Origin of the sequence: Danxiaibacter flavus, assembly GCF_041060425.1 — a bacterium.
GTDB lineage: Bacteria > Bacteroidota > Bacteroidia > Chitinophagales > Chitinophagaceae > Danxiaibacter > Danxiaibacter flavus.
Genome location: NZ_JAULBC010000002.1, coordinates 954,237 through 975,630 on the forward strand (window position 1 = coordinate 954,237; position 21,394 = coordinate 975,630).

The following is a 21,394-nucleotide window of genomic DNA, read 5'->3' on the forward strand; positions in this document are numbered from 1 at the left end:
GAACTGTTCTAATTGATACAAAATTTTGCGCTTATTCTTATAATCCCTTACATCCCTTATATGGTTCAAAAAAACTCGTTTCGGTCAGCTTTAGGCTTTACGCTTTGGGCTTTAAGCTGTATCATGATTCAAATTTCTTCTATTTGTTTTGCATTTTGTTGTTTGCCATTATATAGCATTGCTGTACACAAACAGTTGCTACGATTTTTTTGACAAAGTATCTCATAGTTCACACAGCTTTTACAATTTTGCCAGAAGCCTTCCTCCTGGCATATCTCAGAATAAGTAACCGGCTCAAAACCCAGTTCGCTGTTCATGTGCATAATGGCGAGCCCCGTTGTAATACTGAAGATTTTTGCTGCAGGATATTTTTGACGGCAAATGTCAAACAGCGCATTCTTAAGCATATGAGCGATACCATGTTTTCTAAAATCCGGTTTTACAATCATGCCGGAATTAGAAATAAACTCACCATTACTCCAGATCTCGAAATAACAAAATCCAGCCCATTCACCATTGGTGTCAATTGCAATTACAGCTTTCCCTTGTAACATTTTTTCCACTATATATTCTACTGGTCGTTTTGAGATTCCCGTTCCTCTTGCGATGGCCGATCGTTCTGTTTCGTCCGAAATTTCCGCCGCGTACCTGGCGTCTTCTGCAGAAGCCACGCGAACGACTACATTGGTGTTTTCCATTTCTTTTTTTCAGCTATCTCTTCTATTTAGATGCCAGAATATCTCAACCGTTCCGGTATCAGGCGGATCGCTTATATATCAACGTAATGCGACGACTACGCGATTTATACAACTCATCAGAAGCTTTTTCAAAATGAAAAAACCTTTTCAAAACGGAAGGGTTTCTTAATGAGTCAGAAAACGCCAATCCAACCAAACTAATTGATAATAAATGAATTAGATCACATACTTCGCCTGCGGCACTCATTTTGGCATCCTCTTATCAAATTCTTTTATATGCTAAACCAATACGAAGTACCGGCACTAATAGCAGATGAATTTCCTGAGATCAGAGAACCACTGGCAAAACTTTCAAACAATGGTAACATCACAAAAGTTGTGGAGGTGTTTGCCCGGTACACAGAAGAAAATGTGCATGACCACAATCTGCACATCGTTGAAAAATGTATGAAACTCGCAGACAGGATCTATGTAAAAGGAAATGAGATTGTAAAAAATGCAATTGAGAATGTGTTCATTTTTTCTTTTTCAACTATGCGGCATTTATGCAACCGCGTTGAATGGAGAATTATTCAGGCCAGAATACCTGTAACACTTTACTCAACTTATATAAAGCAGGTAAACCACTCTGAAGACTAAATAAAATTCACAAATATGTTAACAGTACTCTTAATCATCGCGGCACTCATTTGCTTTTGGCTATTTTATAAATCGATAGACTTTTTTGAAAAAATATAAACAACATGATCAACACGCTTCTAATCATCTGCATTGCAGTATTTATTTACCTGCTGTATGTGCTGTTAAAACCGGAAAAATTCTGATGGTCAATGGTCAATAGTGAAGAGTCAAAAATGCAGGCAGGCTTCGCTTTTTCAACTTGCAAAAGTCACAATCAGTTAAAAGGATCAACCTTTCACTCTTCACCATTCACCATTCACTATAGTCACCCAATCAATCACTTAACATGAACACAGAAATAACAGGCATAGTCGTATCGTTCCTTCTTACAGTGCTACTGGCTTTTCCCCTTGGGAAATACATTGCCAAAGTATTTAACGGCGATAGAACATTTACTGACTTTATGAATCCGCTGGAACGCTTTATTTTCCGGCTCAGCGGCATTGATCCTAATAAAAAAATGAACTGGAAGGAGTTTCTCAAAGCAATGCTAACCATCAACCTTGTATGGTTTGTATATGCTTTTTTTATGTTACTGTACCAGGATAAATTGCCGCTGAATCCGGATGGCAATCCTGGCCAAACACCGGACCTTTCCTTTAATACAGCCATCAGTTTCCTCGTGAACTGTAACCTGCAACATTATTCCGGAGAAACAGGTGTAACCTATTTAACTCAAACCCTGGTATTAATGTTCCTTCAGTTTGTTAGTGCCGCAACAGGTATTGCAGCATTAATAGGATTACTGAATGGTATCAAAGAAAAAACAACCAATAACCTTGGTAACTTCTGGAAGATCTTCGTTAAGACGATAACAAGAATCTTAATACCATTATGTATTATCATGGCCGTTATAATGGCTTTTAACGGCAGCCCTACAAGCTATAAAGGGAAAGATACAATTACAACTTACCAGGGAGATACAGTAAGCGTATCACGCGGACCTGTTGCCGGGTTTGTTGCCATTAAACACCTTGGAACTAATGGTGGTGGTTGGTTTGGCACAAACTCAGCCCACCCGCTCGAAAACCCCAACTATCTTACCAACATGGTTGAAATTATTGCACAGGTATTGATCCCGGTGGCAATGTTATTTGCAATGGGTTTTTACATCAGGCGCAAAAAATTCGCTTATGTTGTTTTTGGTGTTATGACAATTGGAATGTTGTGTTTACTCATACCAACTGTGGTTACAGAATTAAATGGAAACCCGGAGATCGCAAAAATGGGCATTGCACAGCCCACAGGCGCCATGGAAGGCAAAGAGGTCCGCTTTGGTCCCGCAGCATCAGCCTACTGGAGTATTGTAACCACAATCATTTCAACAGGTTCAGTAAACTCATTTCACGATAGCAGCATGCCGGTTTCCGGCGCTATGCAGTTGTTGGGTATGATGGTGAACGCCTTCTATGGCGGATGTGGTGTGGGATTCTTAAACTATTATATCTATATCATTATCGCAGTGTTTATATCAGGTTTGATGGTAGGACGAACCCCTGAATTTATGGGACATAAAGTCGAGGCCCGTGAGGTGAAAATTGCAGCACTGGTTACTTTACTTTCAGCGTTCCTTATTAAAGGAGGTGTAGCATTGGCCGCCTATTTTGTGGCACACCATCCGGATATTGCGTGGGCAGTAAAACCATCCGCGTGGCTTAATAATCCGGGTTATCACGGCTTCTCAGAAATGCTTTATGAATTTACTTCAGCAAACGCCAATAACGGTAGTGGATTTGAGGGCCTGGGAGACAACAATACTTTCTGGAATGTTAGCACCGGCTTTGTGTTGATCCTCGCAAGGTTTATTCCGATCATTGGCCCTATCGCCATTGGCGGCATACTCGCAAACAAAAAATACATACCCGAATCAGCGGGAACATTAAAAACAGATTCACTCACTTTCGGTGTAATGACGTTCGCAGTTATCGTAATCATAACAGCTCTGTCATTCTTCCCTGCATTAACGCTGGGACCGTTAGCAGAGTATTTTCAGATAGGTAGATAGGTTTCAGGCATCAGGTATCAGGTATCAGGTCTGAGGCTTGAGGCGTGAGGCTTGAGGCTTGAGGCTTGAAAAAGGCGTAAGGCGTGAGACAAAAAGGATAGACAATGTATTCCTGATACCTGATACCTGATACCTGATACCCCTCCTCGCAATTAAAAAATTTCAGAAAATGAAACGTTCAAAAAATACATCATCACTATTGTCAAAAGAGCTGGTTGCTCCAGCACTGGCACAATCGTTTGTAAAGCTGGATCCGCGAATGATGTACCGTAACCCGGTAATGTTCACGGTAGAGATCGGCACAACGATAATGCTTTTTATCACAGCTTATTCTTATTCCGCCAACGATAAATCAGTCGGAAACTTTGGTTATAACCTAACCATATTTACGGTGTTGTTCCTTACATTGCTTTTTGCGAATTTTGCTGAAGCGATTGCTGAAGCGAGAGGCAAGGCCCAGGCGGATAGCTTACGTAAAACAAGAGAAGATACTCCTGCCAAGAAAGTCTCCGCAGTTGGCGAGATCTTTACAAATGAAATTCATATTGTGCCGTCTTCTAAATTACGGAAAGGTGATATGTTTATCTGCGAAGCCGGAGACATCATTCCGATGGATGGTGAAATTATTCAAGGACTTGCAACCATTGATGAGAGTGCTATTACAGGAGAATCAGCACCGGTCATTCGTGAAGCAGGTGGTGACAAATCAAGTGTAACCGGTGGTACAAAAGTTCTGTCAGACAAAATCAAGGTTCGTGTTACAACAGAACCGGGTGAAAGCTTCCTGGACAAAATGATCGCACTGGTAGAAGGCGCCAGCAGGCAAAAAACACCAAACGAAATAGCATTAACCATTTTACTTGCAAGCTTTACGCTACTGTTTATTATAGTATGTGTTACGTTAAAACCTTTTGCCGATTATGCAAACACAACTATAACAATAGCTGCATTTATATCCCTGTTCGTTTGTTTGATCCCGACAACAATCGGCGGCTTGTTAAGCGCCATCGGTATTGCCGGTATGGACAGGGCACTTCGTGCAAACGTGATCACTAAAAGCGGCAAAGCTGTGGAAACTGCAGGCGACATTGATACTTTGTTACTGGATAAAACTGGTACCATTACCATCGGTAACAGAAAAGCCACTCATTTTTGGCCCGCCAAAAACATAGATTCGAAAACATTTGTAGAAGCATGTGTGCTCGCTTCGCTGGCAGATGAAACACCAGAAGGAAAATCAATTATTGAGCTTGCTAACATAAATGGTGCATCGTTCAACACAAGAGATGCAAAGTTTGTAGGATTTACAGCCGAAACAAGATCAAGCGGTATTGATATGCCCAATGGCATCAGGATCCGCAAGGGAGCTTTCGATTCTATTAGAAACATAGTTGTGCGGGCTGGAAACTCTATTCCTTCCGAAACAGAATTAAAAGTAAAAGAAATAGCATCAAACGGTGGCACTCCGCTGGTGGTAAGCCAGAACCAGCAAGCGATTGGTGTTATTGAGTTACAGGACATCATCAAACCAGGCATACAGGAACGCTTTGAACGCCTTCGCAAGATGGGTGTAAAAACTGTAATGGTTACCGGAGATAATCCGCTCACAGCAAAATACATTGCCGAAAAAGCCGGTGTCGATGATTACATTGCAGAAGCCAAGCCTGAAGATAAAATGAACTACATCAAGAAAGAACAGGCTGGTGGCAAGCTGGTGGCCATGATGGGTGACGGTACAAACGATGCGCCAGCACTTGCACAGGCTGATGTGGGTGTTGCAATGAATAGTGGTACCCAGGCTGCAAAAGAAGCCGGTAACATGGTCGATCTTGATAACGATCCCACCAAACTGATTGAAATTGTTGAAATAGGAAAACAATTATTAATAACCCGCGGAACAATAACAACCTTTTCCATTGCCAACGATGTGGCTAAATACTTTGCAATTGTTCCCGCTTTATTTATCAGCTCTATTCCGGCATTGCAGGCACTAAACATTATGCATCTGAAAAGCCCTGAAAGTGCGATTCTTTCCGCAGTGATCTTCAACGCTATCATTATTCCTCTGCTGATACCACTTTCTCTGCGTGGCGTTGCCTACAGGCCGATTGGCGCAAGCGCACTGCTAAGAAGAAACCTGATGATTTACGGTGTAGGTGGAGTTATTGCCCCTTTTATCGGCATCAAGATCATTGACATGATACTGGGCTTGTTCTTCTAAACGTAAAAAAAAGAAATAAAAGTAACCGGACGAAACATTATCCGGCACACGATAAAATCTAAAAAAATGAAAAAGTATATTTCACCATCCTTACGACTAACATTGGTACTTATTGTACTGTTAGCAGTTATTTATCCGCTGCTTATCGCCGCCATCGGCAAACTAACTCCGGGTGGTGGTGACGGAGAAAGAATTGTAGTGAATGCTAAAGTGGTGGGTTACGCCAACGTTGGTCAGAAATTTAGTGATGACAAATATTTCCAGGGACGCCCTTCTGCAGTTGACTATAATGCAGCAGGTTCCGGGGCAAGTAACAAAGGTGCCACTAACCCGGATTATTTAAAGACAGTACAGGATCGCATAGATACTTTCCTGGTACATAATCCCGGCATCCGTAAGGAACAAATTCCTGTGGAATTAGTAACAGCATCAGGAAGCGGCCTTGATCCGGACCTCTCTCCTCTCGCTGCCAAAGTTCAGGTGAAACGAATAGCTGCGCTCCGTCATATTGACGAAAATAAATTGAATGAATTGATTGATCAGCAAACAAAGAAGCCACTGCTTGGCCTTTTTGGACCAGCTACAGTTAATGTACTCAAATTAAACATAGCACTGGATGCAAGTAAAAAGTAAAAAATCAAAAAAGTTTGCTTTTAGAAAGACAGTTCATTAATTACAACATTGCCAAAAGCTCATAGCTAAAAGCTGATGGCCCATAGCTCAGAATCATGAAGACCAGATTAATTACAACAGCATTAATGCTTACAGGTAATAGCCTGTTTGCGCAAGACAGCACGGAAGAAAAATCGCTCACAATCTCCGGTTACGTAGAAGCATATTACAGCTATGATTTCAACAAGCCGGAAAACAACACCAAATCTTCTTTTTTATATAGCTATAACCGGAATAATGAAGTTAATATTAACCTTGCCTATATAAAGGCAGCCTACTCAACTGAAAAAATAAGGGCGAATCTGGCACTCGCTGCGGGCACTTATGTAAACGCTAACTATAGTGCAGAACCTGGTGTACTAAAAAACATTTATGAGGCAAATGCAGGCATCAGGCTGGCTAAAAAGGCAAACTTGTGGCTGGATGCCGGGATATTCAGTTCGCACATTGGCTTTGAAAGCGCTGTCGGCAAAGACTGCTGGACATTAACGAGAAGTTTAATGGCTGACAACTCTCCGTATTTTGAGACAGGCGCAAAACTGAGCTATACATCCAAAAATGAAAAATGGTTTCTAAGTGCACTTGTATTGAATGGGTGGCAACGCATTCAGCGTGTTGATGGAAATACTACGCCGGCTTTTGGCACCCAGGTTACTTACAAACCATCAGAGAAAGTAACACTGAATTATAGCACGTTTGTTGGTAACGACAAGCCGGATAGCGTCAGAAAAATGAGATATTTCAATGACCTGTATGGCATATTTCAATTCAACGGCAAGTTTTCTGCAGCCGCAGGAATTGATTATGGTCTTGAACAAAAAAGCAAAGGCAGTTCTGCTATGAACACATGGTATTCCCCCGCTGTTATTTTAAAATATACATTTGATAACAAAAACGCGATTGCTGTTAGAGGGGAATATTATAATGATGAAAACGGCGTAATCATATCATCCGGAACACCAAACGGCTTTAAGACATTTGGCTATAGCATTAATTATGACAGGTCAATTTATAACAAAGCTGTCTGGAGGATTGAGGTGAGAAACCTAAACAGCAAGGATGATATCTTTGTAAAGCAGGACAGAAGTCTGACGGCAAATGACCTCTTTATAACAACAGCCCTCGCTATAAGTTTTTAAAATTCAAAAGTAAAAAGTAAAAACTATCAATGCAGTCCTGTTGATGAGTTTAAAAGCAACGTCACAATAGAGGCTTTTGAATTTTGACTTTTGAATTTTTACTTTTTACTTAATAAAGCAAAAAATCAACGCTTACCGATTGTATGGCAAGTGAAAATGAAAATAACGGCGCAAAGCATTTCCTTGAACTGATAAGGCAATCCAGGCGTGGCAAGTTCAAGATCTATATTGGCATGAGTGCCGGCGTAGGAAAAACGTATCGCATGTTGCAGGAGGCACAAACATTATTACGCAATGGGGTTGACGTTGTTGTCGGCTATATCGAAACACACGGCCGTAAAGAAACACACGCGTTGCTGGATGGTCTTCCGGTTATACCCAGAAGAAAACTTTTTTATAAGGGAAAGGAACTGGATGAAATGGACATACAGGCAGTTTTAAACCTCCATCCTGAAATAGTGATTGTTGACGAGCTGGCTCACACGAATATTGAGGGCAGCAAAAATGAAAAACGCTGGCAGGATGTGATGGATATACTCGATGCGGGAATCAACGTGATCAGCGCAGTAAATATTCAGCACATTGAAAGTCTGAATGAAGAAGTGAAGAATATAACCGGCATTGATGTATCGGAAAGAATTCCCGACAGTGTACTGCAACAAGCGGATGAAGTAGTTAATATTGATCTTACCGCTGATGAACTCATCACACGTTTGAAAGAGGGAAAGATCTATACATCCGATAAAGTAAATACTGCCCTGCGCAATTTTTTCCAGGGAGAAAAAATACTTCAGCTGAGAGAACTTGCGCTTAAGGAAGTGGCTTCCCAGGTGGAAAGAAAAATTGAGACCGAGATTCCAAGAACAGGCAATATCCGCGCAGAACGTTTTCTTGCATGTATTAGCAGCAATCACGAAACGGCAAGAAAAGTAATCAGGAAAACTGCCCGCCTTTCTGCTTATTACAACAGCAAATGGTATTTGCTTTATGTACAAACACCTAAAGAAGACGGTGATAAGATCGGCCTGGCTGCTCAACGGCATTTGATCAATAATTTTAAATTGGCGACAGAATTGGGCGGCGAAATCATCAAACTAAAAAATACCAATATTGCGAAGGCGATTTGGGAGGTTGCAGAACAAAAGGGGATAACGACCATTTGCATTGGCAAACCACATCTGAGCCTTGTTAATGTAATTTTAAATACAGCGGTGTTTAATCAATTGCTGAATAAATTGTCTGCTGCAGATATTGATATCGTAATTTTATCATAAAAACAAGCTTAAGCCCAAAGCTGGTTATGATATAAAATTGAGTGCATCGAATGTGAAATTGCAGTAAATCAAACGAGCTGATGCACTGAATAGTTTTAAGCTTTGAGCTTTAGGCTTTAAGCTTCTAAAAATCCTTTATGGCACTTCGTTTAAAAACTAAATTATCCCTTGGACTGGCGTTTCTCTTCGCGGTTATACTCGTGTTCGGCGGCATGGGATTTTTTTATATTAACAGGTTGAGCAATGATGCCGACAATGTTCTTAAAAATAACTATGAAAGCCTTGTAGCGTGCACAAATATATCCAAGTCCCTGGATTATATTGGTAAAGATGCCTCCGCACTGGCAACTATTGAAAGCAATCTAAAAAAAGAAGAGCTTAATATTACTGAGAATGGAGAACAGGAGGCTGTGAGTAAACTGCGCGACAATTTTGAAGCGCTAAAACTAGATATAAATGATTCCTTAAGGAAGACCGGAATGCGGCAAGCTATTGAGCAGATCAATGAAGTTAACCAACAAGCAATTCTGAGAAAAAATGCTGTAGCAAAACGAACCGCGGAGGATGCTAAACTATGGCTCACGTTGATCTTTACAGCACTCATTCTAGTCGTATTTACATTCATTTATAATTTTCCGTCGGTCATTTCCAATCCAGTAAGAGTATTGGCAGAAGGTATTACAGAGATTGCTAACAAAAACTATAAGAAAAGGATCAGGCTTGATCAGAATGACGAGTTTAAAGATCTGGCCAATGCATTTAACGGGATGGCGGAAAAACTGGATGAATATGAGCATAGCAATCTCGCACAAATCAAATTTGAAAAAAGCCGCATAGAAACTATTATCAACCAGATGAAGGATGGTATTATTGGATTTGATGCGAACAAAAACATCCTTTTTATAAACGTTGTTGCGCAAAATTTACTCGGCATAAATGAGCAGGACATTATTGGAAGATACGCTGCTGATATTGCTGTAAGCAACGATCTGATGCGCACGCTACTGCAAACTGAAACCAACAAAAAAGAACTGAAGATATATGCGGACAATAAAGAAAGCTACTTTATAAAAGACATTTTTGATGTAACCAATAATCAGCAGGTGATCGGCCAGGTGATCGTATTACGTAACATCACACCGTTCCATGAACTGAATGAGGCAAAAACAAATTTCATTGCTACCGTATCGCATGAGCTTAAAACACCCATATCGTCCATTAAGATGAGTGCAAGCCTGCTAAACGATACCCGTGTAGGAGGATTAAACGGAGAACAACAGGACCTGATCAAAAGCATTAATGATGATTCGGACAGGCTGTTAAAGATCACAGGTGAACTGCTCAATATGTCGCAGGTAGAAACCGGCAATATTCAACTAAAGCTCCATCCAACGGAACCTGCAGCCATCACAGAACAGGCAATTCAGGCCGTACAGGTGCAGGCTGAGCAAAAGAAAATCCTGATAAGAAAATTCCTGGCAGAAAATCTGTTACCAGTAAATGTAGATTCGGAAAAAACAACATGGGTGCTTATTAACCTGCTTACCAATGCCATCAAATATTCGCCGGAGGAAACCGTGGTTGACATCGGTGCTTTAATGGAAGGAGATCATATCAAATTCTACGTCAAGGATAACGGACTGGGTATTGACGAAAAATATCTGCCTAAATTATTTGATCGTTATTTCAAAGTGCCTGGCACCAAAGAGCGTAGCGGTACCGGTCTGGGTCTTGCCATTTCCAAAGAATTCATAGAGGCCCAGGGTGGCAGTATTTGGGTCAATAGCAGAATTGGCGAAGGCAGCGAATTTGGGTTTGAGCTTAAGGCTGTGAAATGATGTACGATGTACGGTGTACGATTTTAGATGTAATACAATGGCTGATGTCTGATTTCTTCAGGCTCAATCATTTCAATATTTTTCAATCTCCACGTTCGATAGAAAATATTCTTCTTATTCAAAAATCCTGTCAATCATTTAATCCCATAAATCCCGGTCCCGACAAAAAATCCCAATCAAGACAGATCCCAATAAAAAACGTCTCCCCAAAATGAAGAGACGTTTCTGTAAAAAGTTGAACCTATTTTAAACAGCAGCATTAAGCGCCTTCTCATCTTCCCATTTTTTTCTTCCATAGCCAGGGAACACGTGACGTTCGCTGTGATAAGATGAGCGAACCAGCGGGCCACTTTCAACATAGTCAAATCCAAGCTCATACCCAATCTCTCGCAACTCTGCGAATTCATCAGGATGCACAAAACGCTGAACAGGTAAATGCTTTTTGGTTGGTTGTAAATACTGCCCCAAAGTAATTACATCCACCCTGGCAGCTGCCAGATCTTCCAACGCCTGAACAACTTCTTCCTTGGTTTCGCCCAATCCGAGCATAATGCCGGTTTTTGTACGCATACCGCCTTCTTTCAAAATGCGAAGCACTTCAATACTTCTGCGGTATTTTGCCTGAATGCGCACCTGGCGGGTTAACCTTTCCACTGTTTCCAGATTGTGGCTCACCACTTCCGGCGCAGCATCAATCACGCGTTGAATATCTTCAGCCTTACCCTTAAAGTCGGGAATCAGCGTTTCCAAAGTTGTTTCGGGATTTAATGCTTTTACAGCTTTAATAGTATTGTGCCAGATGATAGAGCCTCCGTCTTTCAGTTCATCTCTGTCTACGCTGGTAATAACCGCATGTTTAACCTTCATCAGGTTGATGGCTTCTGCCACACGTTGCGGTTCATCCCAGTCAACAGACTCAGGACGACCGGTGGCAACGGCACAAAAGCCGCAGCTTCTGGTACACACGTTACCCAGAATCATAAATGTTGCCGTTCCTGCTCCCCAACACTCGCCCATGTTCGGGCAATTTCCGCTTTCGCAGATTGTGTGCAACTTGTGTGTATCTACCAGCCCGCGTACATGTTTGTAACTCTCTCCTATCGGTAGTTTAACTCTAAGCCAATTGGGCTTTTTAACTTTAGTTTCTTCTGTATTTACGTTAGAAACAACGGGTAATTCCTGCATCTTCTTTTCTTTTTTGCCTGTCTCTCTATCGATTCCGGCTGCACTGCAGTCGTCATCCATCACTCGACAAGGTTGTTTTCTCTAAACTGTTTAACCGGATTTGGGGTATTTAACAAGCGTGATGCAGCCAACCACTGCTATGGCTCTGAAGCAAAAAAATTATCAAACAGTTGAAAATCAACAAATTAATAAATTTTTAAAATCGCTTCGACTGCTCGCTATCTGCAAAAATAACTTACTTTCTCTTACCAAATGCCACGGCAACGTAAGCGTTAAAGAAGAACTTCTTGGGTTCGGACCCAATCATTTGAGCAATATCCTGTGTATAATAGGCAGCGGTTACGCCGGTTTCTACTGCAGAAAGGAGTTCATTAAAGCGTCCGTAATCGAAACGTAGTGCAAGTCTGGCATGAACGCCGGGTACAAATTTTATCTGGGAAAAACCTTTTGTAAAACCTGCTGCGCCTAAAATATTGGTCGCGTCTATAAACTGGTGAGCCGTCTGATCGGTATAACGGATATCAATTGCATTGTTAGATGCCGAATCTCCCACTGTAAGATAATATGGCTTTAACAATCCCGCAGAAAAACCTCCGCCGTAGATAGCGGAAACGGCGATACCATTTTTGTTGCCCTTGCCGCCAATTAATCGCTGCCCTCCAAGGCCAAGGTTCAAATAATAAAAGTTGTTTATTTTACCATATACGTAGGGATTGCCTATCGAAAATCCGCCAATTGGCGCTCCGGGGGATTTTTCCTCTTTGGGATGTTTGCGCTCGCTAAGCTCTACCCACCACAAGAATGTTTTTGTTACTGTTTTATACCTGCCGTGCTCATAAAATATACCATAACCGTCTGTGCTTAACTTGATGCCGAAGGCTCCCTGCTTGTTAAAAATAATCGTGCCTTCTTCCTCTTGTTTGATCAGTTGATTGACGCGATCTTTCTTCTCCTGCTTTTTCTGTTCCTTGCTGCTGCTCTGTGCATTAACAAACAATGCCGCCATGCTTACCGTTAAAACCAGAATAATCTTCTTCACGTTATGTATATTTGTTGCTTGTAAATTTAGAAAAAACAATATAATGACCTCACAAATTATTTATAAAGGTGATCTGAGAACACAGGCTACACATTTGCAAAGTAATACTATTATTGAAACGGACGCTCCAACAGACAACCATGGAAAAGGAGAACGTTTTTCTCCAACGGATATTGTGGCAACGGCGCTGGGTAGTTGCATGCTGACTATTATGGGTATAAAAGCACGCGATTTAGAGGTAAATCTTGATGGCACATCCATAGAAATCACCAAAATAATGGCAGCGGAACCAAGAAGAATTGGTGGCATAAAAGTGACTTTTAATTTTCCTGAGGGTTTACAGGTTGACGAAAAACAAAGAACAGTTCTTGAAAGAGCAGCAATCACCTGCCCTGTAGCTAAGAGCCTTCATCCGGACCTGGTTCAGGATGTAGTGTTTAATTGGTAGAGAGACATCGCTGATGTCTGATTTGTTGATCTCTGATCTGGGCGATGCGGATTTAACATGCTGACTAAACGCATCCAGCAAATCTCCCAGGAAATGGGATTAAGAATCGCTGATGTCTGATCTATTGATCTCTGATCTGGGCGATCCGGATTTGGGCTGCAGACTAAATTCATCTGGCAAAAAATCGATGATGTCTAATTTGGAACGATGCGGATTTTGGAACGCTAACTGAATTGTTTCAGCAAATCGCCGGGGAAATGGTAATTATAAAAGCAAGCTGTTGCACCGGAACAAATCAGAGATCAACAAATCAGACATCAGCGATTTTTAGCATTTTGCTTCCTACAGCACATCTCAAACATTCCTTCCTGTTGCAATAATTTTTATGCAGTTCAAGTAAGGCCTGGGAATCTAAAGCCGAAGTGCACGAAACGCCTTTTTCTTTCCAGTGCTTTGTTATGTTATTGTCCTCTGAGCGGAGTTGTGATAGCCAGTCGACTGATTTGTCTTTCCAGCGATGCTCATTGTGGTATTGTCCATAACTAAATAATACCGGCGCGATAGTGTTTATGATAATATTTTCTATCATCTGATCGCCAAGATGTTTAGGTTTGAAAGTAGTCTCCTCGTCAAAACGATAATGATAATGCCAGTAATCGTTGGCCGTTATATTCAATAATCCTTTTAACTCAAAAATGGTGTCGGCAGCTTTTATTTTGGAGAACAAGTGAGATGCTGAATAAACCAGGGTAGCCAATTGCGCCAGACGCAATCCGGGAAAATTAGCCGGACGCATTCTTAGAAACACCGGAGAAATAAGCGCGGGCTCCAATCCATGCTTTGCTTTGAGAAAACGGTATTCCCGCTGCAGCATCTGTGGATATGCTTCTTCAAAATCATCGTTTAACAGTCCTGCCTGCCCTAATAAAAGCGCTTCGAGTTGATTAAGCTGACTCTTATGTTTTGCCAGAATATTGATGGAAATACTTTTGGCGATAGATTCAAAAGACTCCATATTCACTTTCACGCCAAAATTTCTGGCAAGCATCCACCAAAAAGTTTCTTCCCAATGATTGCCGCTTTCCTGAAAAAGTTCAAGCACGTTTTGTGACCGTGCAGACAACCGTTCCACAGCCAGTCGCTCTTTCCAGCTCATCCATCCTATTTGAGACAATAATGGTAACTGGTTTTCGCATGCTGAAAAACTTTTACTATTCATCAATGCCTCGTACTGCTGAAGCATAAGAATAGAAACAAGCGGCTGCAGCTCCAGCGATGGCAATACTGATCCGTTGGCTAAAGTCACATCTTTATCATGCTGCCATACAACATGTAGTATAACTGTATTGTAGTTAGGATCTGTATGATGTGAGTGAATGTACCAATGCGACGCTACGAGGTGCAATTCAATGCTTCCGGCAAGAATGGTATTATCTATTTTAATTTTGGCTTCGAGAAAATCCGGCCCCTGGTTATGATTTAGCTGTCCGGGTACCAATACCAGCAAGCATTCATTATTAGTTGTCAGCAGGCTTTTACGATTAAAATATTGGAATTGCCAGATAAACTGGAGTAAACGTTCGGTCATGAGTTTAAGGGTTTAAAGCGGTGAGCTATTAGCTATTAGCTTATTGCTGCGAATGTAGGAAGAAAAAAGGTATGAGGTGAGAGGTTTCTGGTATCAGGTGTCAGGTATCAGATTTCAGATTTCAGGTTTGTGTGAGATTGGCAATGTAAGGACTAAGGCATGAGGTATAGGTATTAGGTAAAAGCCAACAATCAAAAGCTTATATGAAAATGACGATTTTAGAGCAAGCAATAAAAAATATGCACTATCGAAATCCCTTCGAACCTTATGCATCAATCCTCATACCTCATACCTTATGCCTCATACCTGAAACCTGATACCTGACACCTGATACCCAAGCTAACAGCTCATAGCTAAAAGCTCACAGCTTCTCCAGCTCCTGCACCACTCTGCTTACAGGCAAGCCCATTACGTTATAGAAATCTCCATTTACGGACTTTATACCGACAACTCCAATCCACTCTTGTATGGCATATGCGCCAGCTTTGTCATAAGGCTTGTAGTTGTCGACATAAAACTCTATTTGTTCTTGTGTAATAGGATGAAAATAAACATCGGTTATGTCAGCGAAAGCAATATCATCGTTCTCTGAAAGAATAGACACACCTGTGATCACCTGGTGTTTTTTACCGGATAATGCAGTAAGAATGGCAATGGCATCCTCTCTGTCTTTTGGCTTTCCAATTACCTTGTTATCCAAAACAACAATGGTATCTGCAGCCAACACCGGTTGTATGGGAATATCATTTTCAATACAATAGTCCTTAACCGCTATTGCTTTATTGCGAGCAATGAAAATCGGCACCTGTTCAATAGGTAAATCTTCAGGAAAGTCCTCATTGGAATGCCGTACTACAATTTCAAACGGAACTTCCGCCCATTCAAGTAATTGTTTTCTACGTGGCGATTGCGAGGCTAGTATAATAAATGGAAGAGGCATGGTAGTGAATGGTCAATGGTGAATAGTGAATAGTAAATAGTCAAAGGTGAAACCTGTTTATTGTTGGAATGAGACATTCATTTTAAAAAAACTGATCGTGATTCAGAATGCTGTTACCCGTTTCACTATTCACCATTCACTTTTCACTATGAATATATTCTGAAAAAGATCATCGATAGAATTCCCGTAAACATTACCAGTTTTATCAACGAACTTAATTTATGGTAATCTTCGGAACTTACTGCTGTATATAATTTTTTTAGTATCCACAGCAAAGGCGCCACCGTTAGCAGAATACAATAGATAACACTAATCCACCAGCCAAGCCGCAATGCATAGATCTGTACAATAAGCAATGCAGCCACCAGCACTATCAGCCATACTGCTACAAAAACCTTTGTTGCATTCACGCCCCACATAATGGGCATGGTTTTACAACCGTAACGCCGGTCACCTTCAATATCTTCCATATCTTTTATTACTTCTCTGATCAGGGAAATAATAAAAGCAAATCCGGAATAGAGGAAAGTAACGCGTATGATCTTGTTTACATTTAACTGATCATTTGAATCGAAACCCAGAATATGACTGTTCTCGGCCCACGTAATTACCAATATTACCCATGCGGTAAGTAAGGATATTAATACGTTGCCTATCAGAAACTTCTTCTTGAACGAAATGGAATAAATAAACAGAAGGATAACACAGAGAATGTTTGCAAACCCAAGCAGGTATGCTCTTGAAGTAAAATCAATAACAAAACCCATAGCTATCCCCGCAATACTTAGCACAAGATGCCAGATGATGGTCCATCGGCGTTTTATAATTTTTTCAACAACCAATTTATCAGGCTTATTTACCTGGTCAATGTCCAGGTCAAAATAATCATTGATGATGTATCCGGCTGCAGCAATCAGCACTGATGACGCACACAAAAGAAAAAACCTCCAGCCATAAATGTTAGGCACAAGATCGGCTTTGTTAAACGCCGGTAATATTACACAATACAAGAAAAGCACTTGTGTAAGTGCGATAAACACCAGGTTGGGCCAGCGAACAAGTCTGAAAAATGCGCTAACTAACTTCAAAACAATATTTTATAGGGATAAAAATAGGCAACAAATTCTTTTAACCAAGAATTACTGCGCCTTTATATGGGTTTTGAGTTCCCAGCCACCGTTTAATTTTAACACTTTTTCGATCACATCACGAACACAACCTGCGCCGCCGGTCAACGGTGATATATATAAGGAGATGTCTTTTATTTCTATAGCGGCATCTGTGGGACTGCAGGGCAATTTGCAAAGTCTCATGGCTTCATGGTCCGGAATGTCATCGCCCATAAAGAGGGTTTCAGCAGTCGTGCTTCCAATACTTTTCAAGTAATCGAGTAAACAGGCAGCTTTATCTTCCACTCGCATGAACACGTTGGTAATGCCCAGTTTATTCAACCTTTCTTTTACTTCCTGCGAAAAAGCGCCGGAAATAACAGCTACATTGTAGCCCTTTTTAACAGCCAGCTGTAAGGCATAACCGTCTTTAATATTCATACGTCTTACCATTACGCCCCCGGGCATAACCAACAGCGAGCCATCGGTCATTACACCATCAACATCAAAAACAAATGTGTTTATACCTTTAAATATTTCGAGAACGTTCATGATAAGAATACTAAAACGGGTGAATGTTCAAACTAAACATGTGCGGATAATTGCTGTATATCCGCACATGCATATAATTATTTCTGGTTGTCTCTCCATTCATACACCCATGCGCTCTGTATCATTTCCAGGTGTCCTTCGGTAGACTGCTCGCGAGTGCCGTGAAAATTGGGTGTTTCAAGTACCCATTCAAGCAGATCGGTGAAGCGTACGCGATAAATTCTTCCTTCATTGAAATCATCTCCAAATCGCTCATACAGTTTCATGGCAATGTCTTCGTGATCACTCCAGTGAATTGGTGGTTCAAATGTCATATTAAAATTTTTCTTCTTTAAATTATGTAAGCTTTTTGCAAATGAAATTATTCGCCCAGGAACTGTGTTTGGTCGGGAAGTGTTACTTCTATTTCTCCACCACCGTTTCCGCTGAGCAAAATGCACTGGCACCCTAACCTGGATTCAATACGTGGATTTACAGCGCGGTCTATAAAATCTTCTTCTTTATCGCTAATTTCTTCTATCAGCTCTGTTCCTTTATTTACGTATAGATGGCAGGTACTGCAAGCACAAACAGCACCGCAATTATGATGCAATTCAATGTTGTTGTCAAGACATACTTCCAGCAAACTCTGGTCGGATTCAATGTTCGTAAGTATAACCGGATCAAGACCTTTCTGCTCAAAATTAATTTTTACCGTATACATTCATCATTAATTTGGGCTGCAAAGCTATCACAAAACAATGTTTTTCACGCGACTAAATGGATAATACTTGAAAAACAGGCTTTCCCGACATAAATAAAAAACAAACAGGTGTTCGCATTAGAAAAAAAGTGCTAATTTAGTAGTATAAAATTGAGATTTGTTGCTATATTAACGCACTATTTTGTATTATCGGTTGCTTGCTCATAAACGCCCCGCCAGGTTTACCTGCGGGGTTTCTTTTTGGAGGATTTGAGATTGAATGCAAATGGCTGATCTCTGATTTTCTGATGTCTGGTTTCGCTATTGTTGATCGGGCTGATATTCTTCGGGAAACAAGCAGAAGTCGTTACGCGGTACTGTTATCTGGATTTTAGGACCAAAATGATTATTGAATTGATAACTCCCGGCGGTAAGAAATCAGAGATCATAAAGTCAGACATCAGAGATCCATATTTAATCTCAAATCAAATCCCCTCCATTATACTTTCACTCAGCTCCTTGTAAAGGCTTTGTAGTTTGGGATATTCTTCAAGCAAGTGCAAATGCTTTTTTACAGTGATCATGTCGCGACGGATTGCCGGACCGGTTTGCATATATGCAGGATCGTTATGTTGTAACCGCTTTGCAGTTTCTTCAATTAACGGGATAAGATGATTGAACAGCACACCTTCTTTATCGCAAAACTTTTTTGTGAGTGCATATAAATGATTTACAAAGTTGGATGAAATGACTGCGCCGATATGGAGCTTAACGCGCTGTTCGTCGGTAGCTGTGCCCGTGAGAAGTGTTATGGACTGCGCAAATGCCAGCAGGTCTGATATAACAGCATCGGATGACCCATCTATCAATAAAGGAATGTGGGGGATATTTTTGTTCTCTTTACGAATGCTTTGTAACGGATAGATAACGCCATAATTATCGGAAATATTTTTCAGTACATCCCTGCTTACCGAACCTGCAGTATGTGCCACGAGCTTGTCTTTTATCGGCAGGTTGGGTAAAATGGCAGCAATAGCACTATCGGAAACAGCAATAATATACAGGTCCGCATTTTTGTTCATTTGTGAAAAATCGGTAGTTCCATCACATCCTAACTCATTGCACAACTCCTTTACATATTGCTCATTTCGCCCGGCAACCTGTACAACTGTATGTTTTGCCGTGATCATCCGCCCGAGCACCGTTGCCACATTCCCTGTTCCGATTATTACTACATCCATAACTTTGACATTATGAAATCGAAATTAACACAAAGGATTGTGTTTGGGTACTATAAATCAAAAATTGCACTGCTCAGCAAAATATCTGCGAAGAAGGCTGCTGTCATTGCTTTTGAGTTGTTCTGCACACCATTTAGCAGCAGACAAAAAAAGATAGCTCCCGAAATTTTTAAAGATGCTGAAAAAGCGTCTGTACAACTTGATGGTTTAACGATCAGGGGATTTACCTGGAAAAATTCACATCCTAACGGCAAAAAAATATTGATCTGTCACGGCTTCGACAGTTGCAGCTATAAGTTTGAGCAATATGTTATGGATTTGCTCGATGCCGGGTTTGACGTTGCAGCATTTGATGCTCCTGCACATGGCATTAGCGATGGTAAACAAATAACCGCACTGCTATATTATAAAATGATATTGCTGTTAGAGAATACTTATGGCCCTTTTTATGGTATCATCTCTCATTCATTCGGAGGATTGGCAACTTCACTGGCAGTAGAACAGATGAATGGAAGTGCCGTAGAAAAGATTGTACTGATTGCACCGGCAACAGAAAGCACTACAGCCATCAATCATTTTAACAAAGTAATGGACATTAATGAAAAAGTGAGAAAAGAAATTAACGAGCTTATTTACAGCGTAAATGCACAACCACTTGAATGGTATTCCATCACGCGCTCCATTCAGCTCACTTCAGCCAGCGTACTATGGATACATGACGACGGCGACAGAATTTGTCCTTATAAAGATACAAAAATCATCCGCGATATGTCACTCCCAAATATCCGGTTCATCACAACACATAAACTCGGCCACAATAAAATTTATCACGATCGTGATGTGCAGAAGAAGGTCACTGAATTTTTGAAAGAGGTATGAGGTGTGAGGCGTGAGGTATCAGGTGTCAGGTATCAGGTAAAAGCGAATTGTATGGGAAAGCTGATACCAAATACCTTCTGTAATATTACATTTACTGAACCTTGCTCCACACCTCAGACCTTACGCCTCATGCCTTATACCTTACATCTCATCCCCTACGCCTCCTATTACCTGATACCTGATACCTGATACCTGAAAGCTACTTCGGTTGATGCATCATCAGCTTATCAATCACATTTCTTACTTCTTCTACCGGGGCCCTTTCTATCAGATGGGCATGTCGACCCTTCTCATCATTCGTCCAGGTATTGCTTCCATCTTTTTCATCTACATGAATTGTCCCACGTTGTATCGTGTAGAAATCTGCATATCCCTTTACGGCTACCAGCACAGCTGTTTCATCCCAACTCATGCGGCCATCTTTGTCTTCTGCGGCCATAGGTATACTGATACGGAAAACATCTTTCACCGGGCTATTGTGGATTGCATCATTATGAATCAACGGCAAACCGCATTTGATTTTTTTCCCAATCTCAAAACCACTGAAGAGAATCTGCGTGGGCCAATTCTCTGCAACATTCTTTGACGCAGAAGCGTCCTTGTTTACGTTAAATTCATTGCCGGAAGGAAAGCCACCGGCCATACTCACCAACAGTTTTACTTTCTTCTTTACGAGATCTTTGCCGCTTAGCGAAGAATATTTATCAGCAGATGATTGAAGCAAACCTGACAGGTTAGTAAAAAATCCAACTGTAACAATCGTAACACTGTTGTCAGGTTGGGCTGAAAGAATTTTTCTGTAAAGCACAATGGCATCTTCCGCTTCTTCATTTGATTTAAGAGTGTGTGGATACTTAGTTACAAGTGTATCGCTCCAATGCTGCCAGTCGCGTAAACCAACTGCCTTGCCTTTTGGCACACCTACAGGTATTTGCGGTTTCTTAAAATAGGTATTCAACACGCTCAATACCGGGCCAACGTTTACGTAGTTTGTACTGCCGATCGTAGCAAGTATATTGGCATCCCCATTGTCTGCAAACGCGTGCAACAATGTAATGGCACCAACATCATCATAGTCGGGGCCCATATCCGTATCGAAAATAACGGGCACAGGATTATCCTGCCGTGCTTGAGCTGACAATATAGTTACCAGATAAACGGTTGCGATCAGCAAAATTTTCTTTATCATTTCCTTTTGTTTGT

At 41.0% G+C, this 21,394-nt stretch carries 21 protein-coding genes; 10 read left to right on the top strand and 11 right to left on the bottom strand.

What is annotated here, in order from left to right; genetic code table 11:
- Positions 1–128: 128 nt before the first annotated feature.
- On the bottom strand, positions 129–698 hold the full coding sequence (locus tag QTN47_RS09495) for a GNAT family N-acetyltransferase (protein WP_369329120.1): 570 nt from the start codon (positions 696–698) through the stop codon (positions 129–131).
- A 276-nt stretch (positions 699–974) separates the two neighbouring features.
- Between QTN47_RS09495 and QTN47_RS09500 the strand changes: the two genes are divergently transcribed.
- The 8 genes from QTN47_RS09500 to QTN47_RS09535 all read left to right on the top strand — a co-directional run bounded on the left by QTN47_RS09500 (position 975) and on the right by QTN47_RS09535 (position 10,528).
- The gene (locus tag QTN47_RS09500; protein ID WP_369329121.1) at positions 975–1,337 is read left to right on the top strand and encodes a DUF7674 family protein; all 363 of its coding nucleotides are present in this window, start codon (positions 975–977) and stop codon (positions 1,335–1,337) included.
- A 104-nt stretch (positions 1,338–1,441) separates the two neighbouring features.
- On the top strand, positions 1,442–1,522 hold the full coding sequence (kdpF, locus tag QTN47_RS09505) for a K(+)-transporting ATPase subunit F (protein WP_369329341.1): 81 nt from the start codon (positions 1,442–1,444) through the stop codon (positions 1,520–1,522).
- A 143-nt stretch (positions 1,523–1,665) separates the two neighbouring features.
- Positions 1,666–3,384: a potassium-transporting ATPase subunit KdpA gene (gene kdpA, locus QTN47_RS09510; protein ID WP_369329122.1), complete on the top strand. Its 1,719-nt coding sequence runs from the start codon at positions 1,666–1,668 to the stop codon at positions 3,382–3,384.
- A 169-nt stretch (positions 3,385–3,553) separates the two neighbouring features.
- On the top strand, positions 3,554–5,605 hold the full coding sequence (gene kdpB / locus QTN47_RS09515) for a potassium-transporting ATPase subunit KdpB (RefSeq protein WP_369329123.1): 2,052 nt from the start codon (positions 3,554–3,556) through the stop codon (positions 5,603–5,605).
- 66 nt (positions 5,606–5,671) lie between these two features.
- Positions 5,672–6,238 (top strand): K(+)-transporting ATPase subunit C, encoded by a 567-nt coding sequence (locus QTN47_RS09520; protein WP_369329124.1) that lies wholly within the window; start codon positions 5,672–5,674, stop codon positions 6,236–6,238.
- Positions 6,239–6,333: 95 nt separating this feature from the next.
- Complete coding sequence (locus tag QTN47_RS09525; protein ID WP_369329125.1) at positions 6,334–7,416, top strand: porin; 1,083 nt, start codon at positions 6,334–6,336, stop codon at positions 7,414–7,416.
- Between the two features lie 143 nt (positions 7,417–7,559).
- On the top strand, positions 7,560–8,690 hold the full coding sequence (locus QTN47_RS09530; protein WP_369329126.1) for a sensor protein KdpD: 1,131 nt from the start codon (positions 7,560–7,562) through the stop codon (positions 8,688–8,690).
- Between the two features lie 137 nt (positions 8,691–8,827).
- Positions 8,828–10,528, top strand: a complete 1,701-nt coding sequence (locus tag QTN47_RS09535) for a HAMP domain-containing sensor histidine kinase (protein ID WP_369329127.1) — start codon at positions 8,828–8,830, stop codon at positions 10,526–10,528.
- A gap of 246 nt (positions 10,529–10,774) precedes the next feature.
- Here QTN47_RS09535 and lipA read toward each other — a convergent pair whose 3' ends face one another.
- Positions 10,775–11,773: a lipoyl synthase gene (lipA, locus tag QTN47_RS09540; protein ID WP_439100178.1), complete on the bottom strand. Its 999-nt coding sequence runs from the start codon at positions 11,771–11,773 to the stop codon at positions 10,775–10,777.
- A gap of 175 nt (positions 11,774–11,948) precedes the next feature.
- Positions 11,949–12,752 carry a hypothetical protein gene (locus QTN47_RS09545; protein ID WP_369329128.1) on the bottom strand — a complete coding sequence of 268 codons (804 nt, stop codon included), beginning with the start codon at positions 12,750–12,752 and terminating at the stop codon, positions 11,949–11,951.
- Positions 12,753–12,795: 43 nt separating this feature from the next.
- Here QTN47_RS09545 and QTN47_RS09550 point away from each other — a divergent pair, with 43 nt between their 5' ends.
- Positions 12,796–13,200 (top strand): OsmC family protein, encoded by a 405-nt coding sequence (locus tag QTN47_RS09550; protein WP_369329129.1) that lies wholly within the window; start codon positions 12,796–12,798, stop codon positions 13,198–13,200.
- A gap of 310 nt (positions 13,201–13,510) precedes the next feature.
- On the opposite strand, the gene QTN47_RS09555 is transcribed toward QTN47_RS09550, so the two are convergent.
- The 7 genes from QTN47_RS09555 to QTN47_RS09585 form a co-directional block, all read right to left on the bottom strand.
- The gene (locus tag QTN47_RS09555; RefSeq protein WP_369329130.1) at positions 13,511–14,788 is read right to left on the bottom strand and encodes a DUF2851 family protein; all 1,278 of its coding nucleotides are present in this window, start codon (positions 14,786–14,788) and stop codon (positions 13,511–13,513) included.
- A 361-nt stretch (positions 14,789–15,149) separates the two neighbouring features.
- Positions 15,150–15,728 carry a Maf family nucleotide pyrophosphatase gene (locus QTN47_RS09560; protein WP_369329131.1) on the bottom strand — a complete coding sequence of 193 codons (579 nt, stop codon included), beginning with the start codon at positions 15,726–15,728 and terminating at the stop codon, positions 15,150–15,152.
- A 146-nt stretch (positions 15,729–15,874) separates the two neighbouring features.
- Positions 15,875–16,816, bottom strand: a complete 942-nt coding sequence (locus tag QTN47_RS09565; protein ID WP_369329132.1) for a geranylgeranylglycerol-phosphate geranylgeranyltransferase — start codon at positions 16,814–16,816, stop codon at positions 15,875–15,877.
- Positions 16,817–16,867: 51 nt separating this feature from the next.
- Positions 16,868–17,389, bottom strand: a complete 522-nt coding sequence (locus tag QTN47_RS09570) for a KdsC family phosphatase (RefSeq protein WP_369329133.1) — start codon at positions 17,387–17,389, stop codon at positions 16,868–16,870.
- 77 nt (positions 17,390–17,466) lie between these two features.
- Positions 17,467–17,703 carry a Fe-S cluster assembly protein IscX gene (iscX, locus tag QTN47_RS09575; RefSeq protein ID WP_369329134.1) on the bottom strand — a complete coding sequence of 79 codons (237 nt, stop codon included), beginning with the start codon at positions 17,701–17,703 and terminating at the stop codon, positions 17,467–17,469.
- A 47-nt stretch (positions 17,704–17,750) separates the two neighbouring features.
- Complete coding sequence (locus QTN47_RS09580; protein ID WP_369329135.1) at positions 17,751–18,092, bottom strand: 2Fe-2S iron-sulfur cluster-binding protein; 342 nt, start codon at positions 18,090–18,092, stop codon at positions 17,751–17,753.
- A 464-nt stretch (positions 18,093–18,556) separates the two neighbouring features.
- Complete coding sequence (locus QTN47_RS09585) at positions 18,557–19,312, bottom strand: Rossmann-like and DUF2520 domain-containing protein (RefSeq protein ID WP_369329136.1); 756 nt, start codon at positions 19,310–19,312, stop codon at positions 18,557–18,559.
- A gap of 12 nt (positions 19,313–19,324) precedes the next feature.
- On the opposite strand from QTN47_RS09585, the gene QTN47_RS09590 reads away from it, so the two are divergent.
- Positions 19,325–20,191 (top strand): alpha/beta hydrolase, encoded by an 867-nt coding sequence (locus QTN47_RS09590; RefSeq protein WP_369329137.1) that lies wholly within the window; start codon positions 19,325–19,327, stop codon positions 20,189–20,191.
- Positions 20,192–20,390: 199 nt separating this feature from the next.
- Here the strand turns inward: QTN47_RS09590 and QTN47_RS09595 are convergent, their stop codons facing one another.
- On the bottom strand, positions 20,391–21,380 hold the full coding sequence (locus tag QTN47_RS09595) for a nucleoside hydrolase (RefSeq protein ID WP_369329138.1): 990 nt from the start codon (positions 21,378–21,380) through the stop codon (positions 20,391–20,393).
- Between the last annotated feature and the right edge of the window lie 14 nt (positions 21,381–21,394).